This window comes from Paraburkholderia caballeronis (genome assembly GCF_900104845.1).
Classification (GTDB): Bacteria; Pseudomonadota; Gammaproteobacteria; order Burkholderiales; family Burkholderiaceae; genus Paraburkholderia; species Paraburkholderia caballeronis.
Window position 1 is genome coordinate 2,577,145 of sequence record NZ_FNSR01000001.1, and the last position, 16,612, is coordinate 2,593,756.

General features: G+C 64.1%; 14 protein-coding genes. 10 read left to right on the forward strand and 4 right to left on the reverse strand.

Annotated elements, in window-relative coordinates:
* Positions 1-305: 305 nt before the first annotated feature.
* Positions 306-1,301: an LLM class flavin-dependent oxidoreductase gene (locus BLV92_RS11455; protein WP_090544960.1), complete on the forward strand. Its 996-nt coding sequence runs from the start codon at positions 306-308 to the stop codon at positions 1,299-1,301.
* 540 nt (positions 1,302-1,841) lie between these two features.
* Here the strand turns inward: BLV92_RS11455 and BLV92_RS11460 are convergent.
* On the reverse strand, positions 1,842-2,435 hold the full coding sequence (locus tag BLV92_RS11460; protein ID WP_208862116.1) for a TetR/AcrR family transcriptional regulator: 594 nt from the start codon (positions 2,433-2,435) through the stop codon (positions 1,842-1,844).
* 77 nt (positions 2,436-2,512) lie between these two features.
* Here BLV92_RS11460 and BLV92_RS11465 point away from each other — a divergent pair, with 77 nt between their 5' ends.
* The 4 genes from BLV92_RS11465 to BLV92_RS11475 all read left to right on the forward strand — a co-directional run bounded on the left by BLV92_RS11465 (position 2,513) and on the right by BLV92_RS11475 (position 5,694).
* A complete protein-coding gene (locus BLV92_RS11465) occupies positions 2,513-3,256 on the forward strand; it encodes an SDR family NAD(P)-dependent oxidoreductase (RefSeq protein ID WP_090544962.1) in 744 nt (247 codons plus the stop codon).
* Between the two features lie 448 nt (positions 3,257-3,704).
* Positions 3,705-4,682, forward strand: a complete 978-nt coding sequence (locus tag BLV92_RS31495) for an RND family efflux transporter (protein WP_143040672.1) — start codon at positions 3,705-3,707, stop codon at positions 4,680-4,682.
* A 344-nt stretch (positions 4,683-5,026) separates the two neighbouring features.
* Entirely contained in the window at positions 5,027-5,275 is a 249-nt protein-coding gene (locus BLV92_RS31500) for a hypothetical protein (RefSeq protein WP_044020269.1), read from the forward strand.
* Between the two features lie 107 nt (positions 5,276-5,382).
* Positions 5,383-5,694, forward strand: a complete 312-nt coding sequence (locus tag BLV92_RS11475; RefSeq protein WP_006047327.1) for a hypothetical protein — start codon at positions 5,383-5,385, stop codon at positions 5,692-5,694.
* Positions 5,695-5,818: 124 nt separating this feature from the next.
* Here BLV92_RS11475 and BLV92_RS11480 read toward each other — a convergent pair whose 3' ends face one another.
* Together BLV92_RS11480 and BLV92_RS11485 are read right to left on the reverse strand one after the other, a co-directional pair.
* The gene (locus tag BLV92_RS11480; protein WP_090544966.1) at positions 5,819-6,445 is read right to left on the reverse strand and encodes a tyrosine-type recombinase/integrase; all 627 of its coding nucleotides are present in this window, start codon (positions 6,443-6,445) and stop codon (positions 5,819-5,821) included.
* 139 nt (positions 6,446-6,584) lie between these two features.
* Positions 6,585-7,493 (reverse strand): LysR family transcriptional regulator, encoded by a 909-nt coding sequence (locus tag BLV92_RS11485; protein ID WP_090544968.1) that lies wholly within the window; start codon positions 7,491-7,493, stop codon positions 6,585-6,587.
* A gap of 146 nt (positions 7,494-7,639) precedes the next feature.
* On the opposite strand from BLV92_RS11485, the gene BLV92_RS11490 reads away from it, so the two are divergent.
* Positions 7,640-9,094: an amidase gene (locus BLV92_RS11490; protein WP_090544970.1), complete on the forward strand. Its 1,455-nt coding sequence runs from the start codon at positions 7,640-7,642 to the stop codon at positions 9,092-9,094.
* A 367-nt stretch (positions 9,095-9,461) separates the two neighbouring features.
* Here BLV92_RS11490 and BLV92_RS11495 read toward each other — a convergent pair whose 3' ends face one another.
* Positions 9,462-10,451 (reverse strand): alpha/beta fold hydrolase, encoded by a 990-nt coding sequence (locus BLV92_RS11495; protein ID WP_244283821.1) that lies wholly within the window; start codon positions 10,449-10,451, stop codon positions 9,462-9,464.
* A gap of 823 nt (positions 10,452-11,274) precedes the next feature.
* Here BLV92_RS11495 and glgC point away from each other — a divergent pair.
* From glgC to BLV92_RS11515, 4 genes are all read left to right on the forward strand, one after another.
* Complete coding sequence (gene glgC / locus BLV92_RS11500; protein WP_090544971.1) at positions 11,275-12,534, forward strand: glucose-1-phosphate adenylyltransferase; 1,260 nt, start codon at positions 11,275-11,277, stop codon at positions 12,532-12,534.
* A gap of 164 nt (positions 12,535-12,698) precedes the next feature.
* Complete coding sequence (gene glgA, locus BLV92_RS11505; RefSeq protein ID WP_090544973.1) at positions 12,699-14,171, forward strand: glycogen synthase GlgA; 1,473 nt, start codon at positions 12,699-12,701, stop codon at positions 14,169-14,171.
* A gap of 689 nt (positions 14,172-14,860) precedes the next feature.
* Positions 14,861-15,724: a pyridoxal kinase PdxY gene (pdxY, locus tag BLV92_RS11510; protein ID WP_090544975.1), complete on the forward strand. Its 864-nt coding sequence runs from the start codon at positions 14,861-14,863 to the stop codon at positions 15,722-15,724.
* Between the two features lie 261 nt (positions 15,725-15,985).
* A complete protein-coding gene (locus BLV92_RS11515; protein WP_090544977.1) occupies positions 15,986-16,447 on the forward strand; it encodes a hypothetical protein in 462 nt (153 codons plus the stop codon).
* Positions 16,448-16,612: the final 165 nt, after the last annotated feature.

Consider the following 16,612-nt stretch of genomic DNA (forward strand, 5'->3'; position numbering starts at 1 on the left):
GCGAGCCGGTCCGCGAGGTCGGTGCGGCGGCTAACAGTTCGACAGGCGGCGCTCGATGTCTGCAATCCGCGCCCGCGTGTCGCGCGACGATGCTACTGCTTCGTCATGCGATCGAAGCCGGAAGCCTCGCATCGCCCGGCAGACCGGCGCGATACGGCGCGTCGGCGGCCGCCGCAGACCCTGCCGCGTGTGTGGATTACGAAACGCCGTCAGCACGAACCGGACGCGTTTGGCACAATGGCCGCTGCTCCCGCCCGCGCGGCCCGCAACGCGGGTCGCCGGCCACAACGAATTCCGGCCCCGCCATGATCCCGTTCTCCGTCCTCGACCTGTCTCCGATCCCCGCCGGCTCGCATGCCGGCGTCGCGCTGCGCAATACGCTCGACCTCGCGCAGCACGCCGAACGCTGGCGCTACCACCGCTACTGGCTCGCCGAGCATCACAACATGACCGGCATCGCGAGCGCGGCCACGTCGGTCGTGATCGGCTTCGTCGCGGGCGGCACGCAAACGATCCGCGTCGGCTCGGGCGGCATCATGCTGCCGAACCACGCGCCGCTGCTGATCGCCGAGCAGTTCGGCACGCTGGAGGCGCTGTACCCCGGGCGCATCGACCTCGGCCTCGGCCGCGCGCCCGGCACCGACCAGACGACCGCGCGCGCGATGCGCCGCGATCTTCAGGCGAGCGCCGAATCGTTCCCGGACGACGTGGTCGAATTGCAGCGGTTCTTCTCGGACCCGGTCGACGGCCAGCGCGTGCGCGCGGTGCCGGGCGCGGGGCTGAACGTGCCGCTGTACATCCTCGGTTCGAGCCTGTACGGCGCGCAACTCGCGGCCGCGCTCGGGCTGCCGTTCGCGTTCGCGTCGCACTTCGCTCCCGATCATCTGCTGACCGCGCTGCGGCTGTATCGCACGCAGTTCCGTCCGTCCGCGACGCTCGCGAAGCCGCATGCGATGGTCGGCGTCAACGTGTTCGCCGCGGACAGCGACGACGAAGCGCGTTTTCTGTTCACGTCGTTGCAGCAGCAGTTCGTGAATCTGCGGCGCGGCACGCCGGGACAACTACCGCCGCCGGTCGGGAAGATCGACGCGAGCGACTTCGAGCTGGCGGGTGTTGCGCATTCGCTCGCGTGCTCGGTGATCGGCGATCGCGACGCGGTGCGTGCGGGTCTGGAGTCGGTGATTGCGCAGACTGAAGCGGATGAGTTGATCGTCACCGCGCAGATTTATGACCATGCGGCTCGGCTGCGGTCGTTTGAGATTACCGCGCAGGTGCGGGATGAGATGGGGGCGGCGGGGTGAGCGGGCGGTTCGTTTTTCGTTATGCGAATGAGCGGGCCGGTCGGTGCGCTGGCTAGCGCGTCGTTGCGGCGCGGCGGTGCGTATCGGCATCAGGCTGATAACTCGCCGCTCGCCACTGGGCCGGCTCCGCGGCCCCTCTCTCAGCAGCGCCACATGAAATGTCTGCGGGCCGTGCATCGGCGGCGCACGGCCGGAGTCTGCGAATTCCACCGGCGCTGCGTGTTTTTTACACAGATTCGGCCGAACTACGACGGATGACGACCGTCACGGCCCGACCCGTCGTCGCCACGGCACAGATATCCGGCTGAGCCGATAAGTCCAAGTCGTCTCTCGTTAAGCTTTGCTCGCAGAAGGTGCCTGCGCAACGTCCCCTTTTGTCCGGCCACCGCTTTATGCGATCAGCGTATGAGACCGAGCCCTGGAACCACTCGTCGGTCGGCGGCACGCGACCCGTTTCCGACATTCGACTCGTTGAACTCGTCGCCATGAAGCGGTCGTGCACTATGCAAAAGTAGTCGACTGGGTTGGGCTCGGAAGTATCTATTTTCTTGGTAGTCGGGAAGTGCATCGACGCTCGCCGATACCATCGAAGAACAGGCCGACCAGGTGGGCGATACGCGGTTTTGGCTTGCCGTTCCTTTCGACGGCGAGCGAAGTCGCTGTCGCAACCCACACCAGATCGTCGAAGCTGATATCAGGTCGGATGACCCTTGCGTTTTGAGCACGACCAAGCAGACGCTTGCCCTCCTCGGTCGTCGCGTGGCAGCCCGGCGTGCCGGTCTGTAGAACCGTTGCAAGCGACGCTGCGAAACCGCGATAGACAGTCGTGTACAAGACAAGGTCTTCCAGATAGGCGCGCAAAGCGTCGGCCTCGTCAAGCTTGCCATCTCGTGCGCGACTTGCTTGCGCGAGTGACAGGAAGCGGGCGCTGTAGGTGGCCGCCAATAGCTCTTCCCGCGTGGGAAATCGCCGATAGAGCGTCCCAATGCCGACGCCCGCTCGCTTGGCGACATCTTCAAATGCGGCGCCTGCGCCGCGCTCCAGAAATACTTCTTCGGCCGCAGCGAGGATGCGTTCGCGGTTTTTCTGCGCATCAGCGCGCAGCGGCGTTTCGTCGATCAAAATTTTTCTCATGCCGGCTTGTTAAGTGGAGGATACCTCCATATGATAAGTGGATCAATCCTCCACTTAATGCAAAAGGGGCAGACAAAATGGCAAATCGGTTCGAAAACAAGGTCGTGGTGATCACGGGCGGCAGCGACGGCATCGGCCTCGCTACCGCGACCCTGTTTGCAAGGGAAGGCGCGCACGTCTACATCACGGGTCGTCGGCAGGCTCAGTTGGCCGAGGCGCTGAAAGAGATCGGCGCCGGAGTCATTGGCGTCCAAGGGGACGTCGGCAAGGTCGCCGACCTTGACCGGCTGTATGCGCGTATCCAGCGCGATCACGGCAGGGTCGACGTCGTGTTTGCCAATGCGGGCATTTCCGAATCCGCACAGATCGGTGAGATCGAGGAAGAGCACTTCGATCGATTGTTCAGCACGAACGTGAAGGGCCTGGTCTTCACCGTGCAGAAGGCGCTGCCGCTGATGACCGCTGGCGGCACGGTTATCCTTGCGGGATCAGGGGCGGGCAGCAAGGGATTCCCCAACCTGTCAATCTACAGCGCGACGAAGGCGGCGATCCGTTCGCTCGCACGCACCTGGACGACCGACCTCAAGACCCGGGGCATTCGCGTGAACGTTGTGTCTCCCGGCGCGATTCTGACGCCGGCAATGGAGACCTATCTGAAGGCCAACGCGGCGGCCGAGGAAGCATTGAAGCAGGCGACGCCCTTCGGCAGGCTCGGTCATACCGATGAAGTCGCCAAGGCCGTACTGTTCCTGGCCTCAAGCGAAAGCAGCTTTGTGGCAGGCGACGAACTCTTTGTCGATGGTGGCTTCGTGGCGGTCTGAGCACTGATTATCGCCGTCACCAATTGCCGGAAAGCGGCCCTTGGCGACTGGCAGCTTCTGGCCGACTAGTGCCCGACGACCGCGCGGCCACCGCCTCGGCCAGATGCTCGATGCGAAAGGCATAAAGCGACCCGTTGCTGCCGGTCGCCATGTTGCGGCCCGCACGTCACCCTTCGGAGTAGAGCGGTCGTTCGAGCGGCAAATTCGCTGGGGAGTTATCTGCCAAGGCCAACGCTCGGCAGGCGAAGATGATGAGCCGCCCCTGCCTCATCTCACCATGTCAACTGGGGCGCGGCAACACGCCGTCTCAAATCCATATGTCGCGGTTCAAATATAATTGTCGACCTTTGAACGATTGCATAGATAGCCATCTACGTAAGATATGCCAAAGTCATTCCGAAGAAACAGAAAGCGCCAAGTCGTCGCCCAGACAAGTCCGGTGCAAAAAATGACCGTGGGGACTAATTCGCCATCGCGCGCGCTCAAAGGCAACGCGATCGACACGTGGGTCGCTCGCGCGTCAGGGATGGCAACTGTTGGAACATTAGCCCTAGCGGGGTTCGGCTATTTTTACACCGTGCTACCAGTGTTTCAAAATCAAAAGCTTCAAGAGGACAACGCCAAACTTCAACTCGACAATGAAGCAGCTGAAAAACGAAACAAGGCACAGCTTCAACGGCAGGATGAGCTCGCGAAGAAGACCCTGCAAATGCAAGTGGAGCTCGAAAACCAAAAAACTGCACTAAATCTAGCTTCGAAGAACGCAGCCAATGCGATAGTTCGCGAAGAAAGTGCCGTTCGCCAAGCAGCGGAGGCCAGTTCACAGATGAAAGCGCAGTACGCTGACCTAGACAAAGCGCGGGTGAAGCTTGCGATCACCCACCTTGAGACAGTTCTCGTCTTCAAGGACATCAACGCCAACGAAAAGTTTTCTAGCGCGGTTTATCTTGAGGGCGACGACGCGACATTTATCAAAGCAGCAAAGGATGCATGGCCGAGTCCGTTCCCCATCATCTCGAGCGCTTGGAACGAAGCATCCCAAGACAAGACCGTCCCCTTCGCATATTTTCAGCGTCTTCGCGTTGCCATCGACGAGCACGCGGATCAGCTAACCTGCACAAAGCCGGATCTCGACTCGCTCGCAAACCAGTACGATGTGGAGCGGAAAGCTGTTCTTGATGGGCTTGAAAAGAAATCCAAGGATGAGCTTGAGAGACAACGCGTCGAAGCCGAAAGAAATGGAAAAAAACTGTTGATCGAGCCGGATATAATCCCGCGGTTCGAGCAGCAGTTCAAGATTACGGATATGTATTCTCTCAGGAAAAAATATCGAGAGACTATGATTGACGCGGCAACGCCATGCACGAAAAAGCTTTCCGAGTTCATGAAAAAACTCCCCCTCGAATTCGGCGTCGATCCTGTCTAGTGCTATCAACATCCCTGCCGACCGCTATGCGATTGGCAACGGACGGTGGAATGAGCTATGTCAAGCACGAGGCAGAGTCTGCAATTGGCCGACTAGTGCCCGACGATCGCGCGGCCACCGCCTCGGCCGGATGCTCGATGCGAAAGGCATAAAGCGACCCAAACCGGTCCTCCGCAGCCTGGCGGACCGGACGGCGGCTATCGACCGCTGAGCGGTCATCCGTTGGCTGATCCTGGCGACTGGCTAACATCACGAACCGTCCGCGATTCTGCATACCTGCAAACGGTCATTCGAGATGGGGCATCATTGATGCTTCATCGACTATACCGGCCGAAGACTAACCGATGACCGCTGACGACATCAACGCTGGATGCGCGCAACTGTTCGATATTTGGTGCGAACGCCGCTCTGCACGCCCTTTACGGCATCTACTGAGCGCATGGCCGCTAACCAACGGGTTGACGGACGACTGGGGTAACCTCTACGAAGCCTTACGCGGACTCCGAGCAAACTGTCGAGAGGATATCTCGGAAGCCGAACTGGTCCACGTTGAAGACCTGATTCGCGCCATCGCGGCCTTCCTTCAGCAATGAGCGGCGACCGTCACCCCGCTCCACCGGAATCACAAGCCACGTTTATCGCGGAGCTGCAATCTCGCTATGCTGAGACCGGCCCGGGTCGACTTGTTTCGGAAACTGACATGGAGCGCTGGACCGAGATCGTCGGAGCGACAAGGCGTGACGCATATGACGTGCTAGCTCGGCATCTCGCGATCGGCTTTCACAAAGGTCAATTCTCCTTCGGGTTTTGCGACGCGCTCGCGATCGCCGTAGTCGGCTTTGTGTATGACGATTTCATCTCACTGGGCGAGGAATCGTGGCCCTCGTTCTTTAATGAAGTCTATCTAGCCTTTGACGCAGGTGAGGTCGGTCAACCTGGCACGGATGCGGTTGAGGCCTTTGCGCGCCCCATGATTGCGAAAATCGTTGAAGATTTGGCCGATGACGCTTGAATGTCGCGGCCGAGATTCCGGCGAGCGGCCGCTTTCAGGCTACTGCCGTCGCCAGAACGCCCGAGAGAGGTTTCCCGCGACCGTCCCATGATGGCCGGCAAGCGACTGCTCGCCGGCCGTTGCATCAGACCTCCGTTTGCTCCGCCATTTCGAGCGCATCGTCTACCTCGATGCCGAGATACCGGACGGTGCTTTCAAGCTTTGTATGCCCGAGCAGCAGCTGAACCGCTCGCAAGTTCTTCGTGCGCCGGTAAATCAGTGAGGCCTTCGTCCGCCGCATAGTGTGCGTGCCATACGCTGTGTCGTCCAAGCCGATGGACGCGATCCAACGATGGACCAGCCGAGCGTATTGCCGGGTCGAAAGATGCGGCGAAGAGCACAGCCGACTCGGAAACAGGTAATCCGCAGACTTCAACCCTCGCGCTCCGATCCACGCTTCGACACTCTGTCGAGTCTGCTCCGTGATTTCGAACTGAACCGGCCGTTGTGTCTTCTGTTGCATTACCGTTGCTCGCGATCCGACGTGGCTACCTTGGCAAACCTCCTGCACCCGCAGTCGCGTCAGATCGCACGCGCGAAGTTTGCTATCAATCGCAAGATTAAACAGCGCCAACTCGCGGATGTTCGAAGACATCTGTAGCCGTGTGCGAATTGCCCAGATTTCCGGGAGCTTCAGCGGCGGCTTTTGTCCGGTGAGCTTGCCCTTGTTCCACGGCACACGCGAGCGGACGGCGCCATTGTGCGTTTCCATGATGATCTCCTTCCCATTGAAGGAAGATCAAGTGTGCGCCTCCGCCGGTGGTCGCAGAGCGACCCGAATCGGCCTCTCGATTAAACATATTTCCGAGGTCCGATATTGGCGGTACAGGAGCCGTTCGTCAAAATGTCTGTCACGCCATATCGCCGAAACGCAATTGCGTTTTGAGGTAATTCAGAAAAGCCTGGAGTTTGAGCGACGGAACCCGTTCTCGCGGAAACAGCGCATTCAAATCCTGCGGTGGACCTATCCACTCGGGCAGCACTCTCAGCAAGCCCCCCGCCTCGACTTCGGGAGCCACGCTGGCATCCATAGCCAGCAACAAGCCTTTTCCGGCGCGAGCGGCGTCCAGAATAAGTGCGGGGTCGCTGGCGACGATCACCGGTTCCAGCGAATAGTGCGTCGCCTTCCGTCCCAGCTTGCGCAGCGGCCAGGTGTAACCGCTGTCGCTGCGGGCCTGATGAAGTGCAAGCGTAGGATGGAGCCGGAGTTCGTTGGGAGCGGCTGGCGAACCGTGCCGTTCGACATATGCGGGACTCGCATAGACCGACGTCGAAAAGGTCCCAAGCCGCCGTGCCACAAGACTGGAGTCGGGAAGGACGCCAAGACGCAGAGCGACGTCCACTTCGTCATCGAAAAGATCTAATGGCACATGTGTCGCCAGAATATCGAGCTGCACATCGGGATAGCGCGAGCAGAATCCGGCAAGCAAAGGCGCGATCCACGTGACGCCGAACGAATACGGCAGCGTGACGCGCAGCCAGCCTGCGGGCGTGCCGCGAATGCGCTGCACTGCGTTCTCCGCGTCGTCAAGCTGTTTGCAGATACTGCGGCAGTGCTCGAAGTAAGCCGTACCTGCTTCGGTCAGGCGCAGTTTGCGCGTGGTCCGGTGCAACAGTCGCGAGCCGAGGCGCGCCTCAAGTTCCCGTACTCGCCGGCTAATCGTCGTCTTGGGAATCTGCAACGCGATCGCTGCCGCAGTAAAGCTGCCCGATTGCACGACGCGAAGAAAGACGAGCGTATCGTTGAGATCCCTGGTCATCGGCGCATATATCCTGGCTGAGCGTTGTTGTCGACTTGAGCCTAGCAGAGAGATTGTGCCGCCGATGGTTTAATCCTTGCTGGTAACACGGGCTAATCGCCAGCACCCTCCTGCAATATCTTGTCGTCTTCAACCAGGAGGCGCATATGAATCTCAGCGAATACACAGGTCACGATGCAATCGGGCTCGCCAAACGCGTGTCAGACCGTGAAGTTACGCCCGCGGAGCTTGCCGAGCTCGCCCGTTCGGCAATCGAAGCGGTCAATCCGGCGATCAACGCAGTTATCGAACACTGGCCGGCCGGCGAAAGCGGAGGCTGCCCGGACCAGCGCACTGGTCCGCTCGCTGGCGTACCGTTTCTGATCAAGGATCTCGCGGTTGCGATGAGCGGTAAGCGGCTGGAGCTTGGGAGCCGGCTCTCCAGCGGCGTCGTCGCCACGACCGATTCATGGCTCATGTCGCGGTTCCGCGCAGCCGGACTCGTCACGATTGGCCGCACAACTACACCCGAAATGGCGTTCAGCACGACTACTGAGTCCACGCTCCAGGGCGCGACGCGCAATCCCTGGCAGCCGGATTCGAGCGCCGGCGGTTCTAGCGGCGGAGCCGCAGCAGCAGTCGCAGCCGGCGCCGTCCCGCTCGCGCATGCCACCGATGCAGCCGGCTCCATACGGGTGCCGGCAAGCTATAACGGTTTGTTCGGACTCAAGCCGACGCGAGGGCGCAGTTCGAACGGGCCCGCCCTCGACGAAGTCTTCGCAGGCTTCGGCGTGCAACTGGGCGTGAGCCGGAGCGTGCGGGATAGCGCCGCTCTACTCGATGCGATCCAGGGGCAGGCGATCGGCGAGCCCTACCTGACCGCTGCGCCGGAGTACAGCTTCCTGTCGCAGGTCGCCCGCGAACCGGGCAAACTCAGGATCGGAATGATGACCGATCCGTGGAGCGCGGATCGAACCGACCCGGCAATCGTGGCAGCGGCGGCATCGACAGCGCGACTTTTGGAGGATCTCGGTCACACGGTTTACGAAGTGCGGCCGTCACTTGGCGTGTCGTGGGACGCGTTCGTGCAGATGAATGCGACGATCTGGACGGCGACGTTGGTCCACTGGATCGAAGGCCTGGCTGCAACGACCGGACGACCGATCGATGAGACGACGCTGGAGTCCGCCACATTGGCCTGTTATCGCTATGGCAAGGAAGAGAAGGCGTCAGCATTCGCCGCTGCGCTCGCTATGCGCAACGTTGTGACGCGGGCTGTCGGGCATTGGTTCGAAGACTTCGATGTTCTGCTCACGCCGACGCTGCCGCAAATGCCACCGCGCATTGGAGAATACGGCAAGGGCGCGGAATCGATGAACGGCCTCGAATGGACCCAGCGAGTATTCCAGCATTCGCCTTTTACCCCGCCGTTCAATGTCGCCGGTATTCCCGCGATGTCAGTCCCGCTAGCAAATCATCCCGAAACAGGTGTGCCGATCGGAATGCAATTCGGGGGCGCATTCGCGCGAGAAGATATATTGCTGCGACTCGGAGCGCAGCTCGAACAGGCACGGCCGTGGATCAATCGGCGGCCCGCAGTTTGGGCGGGGCAACAGGCATAACGGCAAGGGCCGTGTATTTCATGCGGGCGGCTCGGTTCGCCCGTTTCCCCTGCGTTCTCACGCGACGGCACCGGCTTGGCGTCATCGGAGCACAAATGCCGATATCCGGATGATGTCGCCACTGAATGGCTTCATCAAGCAATAGCAAAACAGGCCAATGCGTCGTCGCGATCCCTTCGAATTCGGCAGCGCGAAGTAGCGAGGTAACTCGCCACCTCGCTATCTGGTCCGGCGGCTTTCGAAAGCAAAGTGGCTGTTCGAACGTCCGGGAAGTCGTGACGACGATTGTCTTCTCATGGCCCCCTGCAGCCCGTCCACAAGCGCCTCCCCAGAAACCCACGTCACGAACAAAAAGCCGTTTAAACGCTCAAGGCCCCACCGCCACCGCCCCCAACCCCTTCAACAACGCCGCATGAAACGCCTGCGGGTCCTGCATCTGCGGCGCATGGCCGAAGTCCGGGAACTCCACCAGCGTCGCATGCGGAATCGCTTTCGCCGCAGCCTTCGCAAGCTCCGGATAATGCCCGAGCGTCGCGCGCACCTCCGGCGACGCGGCGTCCTTGCCGATCGCGGTCGTATCCTTATCGCCGATCAGCAGCAGCGTCGGCATCCGCAGTTGCCCGAACTCGTAGACGACCGGCTGCGTATAGATCATGTCGTACAGCAGCGCCGAGTCCCACGCGACCTGCTTCCGCCCCGGCCCGCGATACATGCCCGCGAGCATCTGCACCCACGGCTCGTACGCGTCGCGCCACTGCCCCGCGTAATAGGTCGACTGCTCATAACGGCGAATGCTGTCCGCGCTCGTCTTCAGTTCGCGCGCATACCAGTCGTCGACGGACAGCGACGGCACGCCCTTCGCCTTCCAGTCCTCCAGGCCGATCGGGTTCACCAGCACGAGCTGCTCGGTGTCCTGCGGATACATCAGCGCATAACGGACCGCGAGCATCCCGCCGGTCGAATGGCCGATCATCGTCGCGCGGCCGATGCCGAGCGACTGCAACAGCGCATGCGTATTGCGCGCCAGTTGCTGGAAGCTGAACTGGTACGCGGCCGGCTTGCTCGACTTGCAGAAGCCGATCTGGTCCGGCGCGATCACGCGATAACCGGCGTCGGCGAGGCGGCGGATCGTGTCGTCCCACGTCGCCGCGCAGAAGTTCTTGCCGTGCAGCAGCACGGCCGTGCGGCCGTTCGGCTGCGCGGGCCGAACGTCCATGTACGCCATCTGCAACGCCTGCCCCTGCGACTGGAATTCGAAGCGGTGGACCGGCATCGGATAGTCGAACCCTTCGAGTTCGGGACCGTACGCGGGGCCGTCGGCGGCGATGGCGGCCCCTACCGGCAACGACAGGGACAACGCGAGACAGGCGGCGGCAAACGCGGACAGCGAGCGGCGGCGGGAGAGAAATGGCTTCACGGGCGGCGGATCGGTCGGTGAATGATGAGAGGAACGAAAGACGGCGCTTCGGCGGCTTCGCCAGCTTCGATGACGTCAACGGCACGCGGAATGCGGTGACGCGTCGCAGCGCCGCGGCGTCCCGCGATTCTAGCCGCGCTGCGCGATGCGTGCCGGCGTCGCGGTGCGCGCATCGGTCATCGGGTTGAGCGACGCAGCGCACATTACGGATTTCGTACTTACGGCACATTCGGTGGTAGAACTGGCATGCGTGGCGGTGTCCGTGGCTGGACCCAGGGCGCGGCAGGCAACGCGGGAACGATGGGATGCCAGCCGCAAACCAGCCGCGACCATCGGCGGGAAACGGCACGGATTCGCGGCCAACGGCGCGCAACCAACGCGCCAGCCAGCCAGCCGCCGAAGCGTCAGACGAAAGGCGCACGACCCGCGCCACGCCGGGGAGTACGGCAGCGACCATCTTGCATGGGATCGGGGCCGGCGGTAAAGCGCCAACTCCGGATCGACCGCTTTGCATGGGATCGGAGTAAGCGCTAAAGCGCCAACTCCGAATCGACCGCTTTGCATGGGTTCGGAGCAAGCGCTAAAGCGCCAACTCCGGATCGACCGCTTTGCATGGGATCGGAGTAAGCGCTAAAGCGCCAACTCCGGATCGACCGCTTTGCATGGGATCGGAGTAAGCGCTAAAGCGCTAACTCCGATCGACCGCTCTGCATGGGATCGGAGTTAGCGCTAAAGCGCTAACTCCGATCGACAGGAGACAAACATGGACACTCCGGCAAGCATCAACGACCTGCAACGCACAACTCTCGCCATCGTGCTCGCGGGCGGCCGCGGCACACGGCTCGGCCCCCTGACAAACAAGCGCGTAAAACCAGCCGTGCACTTCGGCGGCAAATACCGGATCATCGACTTCGCACTGTCGAACTGCCTGAACTCCGGCATCCGCCGGATCGCAGTCGTCACGCAGTACAAGGCCCATTCGCTGCTGCGCCACATGCAGCGCGGCTGGGGTTTCCTGCGCGGCGAATTCAACGAGTTCCTCGACCTGTGGCCCGCGCAGCAGCGCGTCGAGGGCGCGCACTGGTATCGCGGCACGGCCGACGCGGTGTACCAGAACCTCGACATCATCCGCTCGATCGCGCCGAAATACGTGGTCGTGCTCGCCGGCGACCACGTGTACAAGATGGACTACACGCGGATGGTCGCGGACCACGAGCAAAGCGGCGCGGACTGCACGGTCGGCTGCATCGAGGTGCCGCGGCTCGACGCGCGCGCGTTCGGCGTGATGGCCGTCGACGAGACGCGCCGCGTGACCGGCTTCGTCGAGAAACCCGACGACCCGCCCGCCATGCCGGGCCGCCCGGACACCGCGCTCGCGAGCATGGGCATCTACGTGTTCGACACCGAATACCTGTGCGCACTGCTCGAAGAGAACATGGCGAGCACCGCCACCGACCACGACTTCGGCAAGGACATCATCCCGCGCGTCGTCACCGGCGGCCACGCGATCGCGCATCCGTTCAGCCTGTCGTGCGTGTCGTCGGACCCGGACGCGGAGCCGTACTGGCGCGACGTCGGCACGATCGACGCGTACTGGGCCGCGAATCTCGACCTCGCGTCGACGATCCCGACGCTCGACCTGTACGACCGCAACTGGCCGGTCTGGACGTACCAGGAGCAGTTGCCGCCCGCGAAGTTCGTGCGCGACATGAACGGCCTGCAGGGCGCGGCGACGAACCTGATCGTCTGCGGCGGCTGCGTGATCTCCGGCTCGCAGTTGTCGCGCTCGGTGCTGTCGTCGAATGTCGTCGTGAAGTCGTTCTGCAACATTGCCGAGGCAGTCTTGTTGCCGCAGGTGGCGGTCGGCGCGAGCTGCCGGCTGCGCAAGGTCGTCGTCGATCGCGGCTGCGCGCTGCCGGACGGCACGGTGATCGGCGAGGACCCGGACGACGACGCGCGGCGCTTCTACCGGACCGAAAGCGGCGTGGTGCTGGTCACGCGCGAGGCGCTCGCGCGGCTGTAGCGGCGGCGCACGGGACTTGCTGCACGTCGCCGGGCGGCTCGCCGGCGCGGCGGCAACGCCGTGCGCCGCGCGCCGCCCCACCCGCCGCTCCGGGCGGACGCCACAGCCGCAGCCGCTGCGCCGTCCGCCATTCCGTTCGCGCCATCCACCGAGGACGCCCGCCGATGACGATCCGCGTACTGCACGTAGCCAGTGAACTTTATCCGCTGCTGAAGACGGGCGGCCTTGCCGACGTGACCGGCGCGCTGCCGGCCGCGCTCGTCGAACAGGGGGCCGACGCGCGCCTGCTGCTGCCCGGCTTCGGACCGGTCGTGGAAGGGCTCGAAGACCTGCGCCCGGTCGCGCGGCTCGAACGGACGTTCGGCGCGCCGGACGCGACGCTCGAACTCGGCCGGCTGCCGGGCGGCGGCCTGCCGGTGTACCTGATCCGCGCGGACGCGTTTTATGCGCGCGGCGGCAACCCGTATCTCGACGCGCAGCAGGTGCCGTACGGCGACAACGCGCAGCGTTTCGCGCTGCTCGGCTGGGCGGCCGCGCAACTCGCGCTGCGGATCGATCCGGACTGGAGCCCGCAGGTCGTGCACGCGCACGACTGGCACGCGGGCCTCGCGCCGGCGTATCTGCGCGCGGCCGCGCGCGAGCGCGGGCTAGCGCCGGGGGCCGATGTCGCGCGCAGCGTGTTCACGATCCACAACCTCGCGTATCAGGGCGTGTTCCCCGCGCATCAGTTTGCGAGCCTGGGGTTGCCGGCCGACTTCTTCGACATGAGCGGCGTCGAGTTCTACGGCCAGCTTTCGTTCCTGAAAGCCGGGCTTTATTACGCGGACCGCATCACGACGGTCAGCCCGACCTACGCGCGCGAGATCCAGACGCTCGCGCACGGCGGCGGGCTCGAAGGGCTGCTGCGCGCCCGCGCGCACGACCTGACCGGGATCCTGAACGGCGTCGATCATGCGGTATGGAACCCGGCGACCGACACGTCGATCGCCGCGCGCTACACGCCGACGCGGCTCACCGGCAAGCTCCGCTGCAAGACCGCGCTGCAGGCGCGCTTTCAGGTCGCGCAGAAGCACGACGCGCTGCTGTTCGGCGTCGTGAGCCGGTTGACCGAGCAGAAGGGCCTCGACCTGCTGCTCGCGGTCGTGCCGGAGATCGTGTCGCGCGGCGGCCAGCTGGTCGTGCTCGGCACCGGCGACGCGACGCTCGAACAGGGATTCTCGCGCGTCGCGCACGCGCATCCGGAGTCGGTCGCGATCGAACTCGGCTTCGACGAGACGCTCGCGCACGCGATCGTCGCGGGCGCGGACGTGGTGGCGGTGCCGTCGCGGTTCGAGCCGTGCGGACTCACGCAACTGTATGCGCTCGCGTATGGCGCGCTGCCGCTCGTGCATTGCGTCGGCGGGCTCGCGGACACGGTCGTCGACGCGTCGCTCGAAAACCTCGCGGACGACCTCGCGACCGGCTTCGTGTTCGAACGCTTCGAGCCGCGCGGGATGACCGCCGCGATCCGCCGCGCGTTCGCGCTGCACGCGCGGCACCGCGACTGGCGCGCGACGCAGCAGCGCGCAATGCGCTCGAATTTCGGCTGGGCGGCGTCGGCGCAGCAGTACATGGCGCTGTATCGGGAACTGGCCTGATGCGTGGCGTGCAGGCGATCGAGGTCGTCGGCTGAACGAATGGGACAGTGGCGCGGACTGCGTTCCGTGCGGGCCGCATCGCGCAGTTGGGGGAGTCGCCATTCGCGCCGACTGCATACGACGGGTCGCGAGACGCACTATTGCGGGGGCCGTCGGTCGGTCGTGAGGACCGGCGTTCGCGCTTACCGCGGATGGAAGAGATCGCGAGACGCCCGCTTGCCCAGGCTGTTCGCCGGGACAACGCGGGCTACGCCTCACGCGAATTGGATCTTGCGCCTACCGCGTATTGCCCAGGCTGTTTGTCCGGACAACGCGGGATGCGTCTCGCGGCCATAGGAATCCGGTCTCGCGCTTGCCACGTCTGCAAGGTCGCGAGATGCGCGGCTGCCGACGCCATTTGCACGGGCAACGCCTGGCATAACGCTCGAAGCTAACGGCCACGCGGACTCACGCGAGCGCCCTCGCCAACCTGCCGGCGCGTTCGCTCCCACACTGCCGCCGTTGCATCGTCAAAGCCGAGCGTCCCGCCCGCACGTCACCCCGCTCCGCCACCGTCGATTTCGCGCAACCGCCGTCTACAACCGAATCGACTGCCGGCGCCGAATTCGGTTATCGTTGCTGCACCTGCACCCGACGCGCAGGCCCGCGCGCGGCGCCGCGCTCTCCACGCCCTGGCACCGGAACCGATCATGAAAAACGTCCTCAGCATCCAGTCGCACGTCGTGTTCGGCCATGCGGGCAACAGCGCGGCCGTGTTTCCGATGCGCCGGCTCGGCGTCAACGCGTGGCCGCTCAACACGGTGCAGTTCTCGAACCATACGCAGTACGGCCACTGGACCGGCAGCGCGATCGACCCCGGCCAGCTGGTCGAGCTGGTCGACGGCATCGGCGCGATCGGCGTGCTGCCGCGCTGCGACGCGGTGCTGTCCGGCTACCTCGGCGCGCCGGACCAGGCGCAGGCGGTGATCGACATCGTGCGCGCGGTGAAGAGCGTGAACCGCAACGCGTGGTACTTCTGCGACCCGGTGATGGGCACGGCCACCGGCTGCCGCGTCGAGCCCGGCATCCAGGAGTTCCTCGTGTCCCGCATGCCCGAGGTCGCGGACGCGATGGCGCCGAACCACAGCGAACTGCAACGGCTCGTCGGCCGCAAGCTCGAAACCGTCGACGAGGCGCTCGCCGCGTGCCGCGAACTGATGAAGCGCGGGCCGAAGATCGTGCTCGTGAAGCACCTGCTCGACCGCAACAGCCCGGCCGACCGCTTCAACATGCTGGTCGTCAGCGAGCACGAGGCGTGGGTCGGCCAGCGGCCGCTGTATCCGTTCGCGCGGCAGCCGGTCGGCGTCGGCGACGTGACGAGCGCGGTATTCGTCGCGCGGATGATGCTCGGCGACTCGCTGCGCGCCGCGTTCGAGCACACGCTCGCGGCGGTCAACGCGGTCGTGAAGGCGACGTGGGACGCGGGGCGCTACGAACTCGAACTCGTCGCGGCGCAAGACCAGATCGCGCGGCCGCGCGAATGGTTCGACGCGTGGGCGCCGGACGCGGCTTGAGGGGCGTCCTCGCGGATTGAGGCGGCATAGGCAGCGGCTTCGGTGTGCGGGGAACGTCCGCACTGGCACTGCCATCGGCCAGCGTAGCCCGATGAACTCGCCACCGCGCGACGCCGCCCGCCTCACAACCCGCCCCACCCTCCCCGCCCCCCCCCCCGCCGACAGCCCCCGCTCGAAGCGCGCACGAACGCGGCCTATAATGCGATCCGCATGCCCGGCCGACCGGGCAGACCCGCGTTCACCGCCCGAAGAGATTGCCCGATGTCCCACCCGATCCGCAGCGAACAGGAAGAACAATTCGAACAGCTATGCCTCGCCGTCGACGCCGGCGACGTGCACGAGCAGGAAGCCATCGAATACTTCGAGACCCAGAGCCACGAGCCCGACTTCGACGCCGCGCCGTGGCTCGACATCGCGCTCTACCACGCGCCGGAAGTCGCGCGCGGCATCATCGACTTCGTGTCGCCCGAGGACCGCGAGCGCAGCGACATCGCGCAGACGATCGCGGACAACCTCGACATCTCGTACAGCGACGACGAATGCGAGCGTTTCGCGCAGACGATCCGCTTTGCGCTCGCGAACGGCGTGCCGGTCGACCTCGACGTCGTGCTCGACGGCTGCCACCGCGCGCTCGACGACCTCGACACGTGGGCGAGCGACGACGCGAAAGCGCCGCTCGTGCAACTGCGCGACACGGTGCTGGAACTGCACGGCCAATACTGAGCGGGCGCCGGTTCGCGAACCGGGATAGAAGCGACACGACGCCGCCAGATTGACCTGTTATATTGACGCGGACCTCGCGCGTACATCGCGTGCCGATGCCCGTCGATCCGCGCCGGTCCCGTCATTCGATCCTCACGTGGCCGCGGGTCGCGAGTCGTGGTTTCC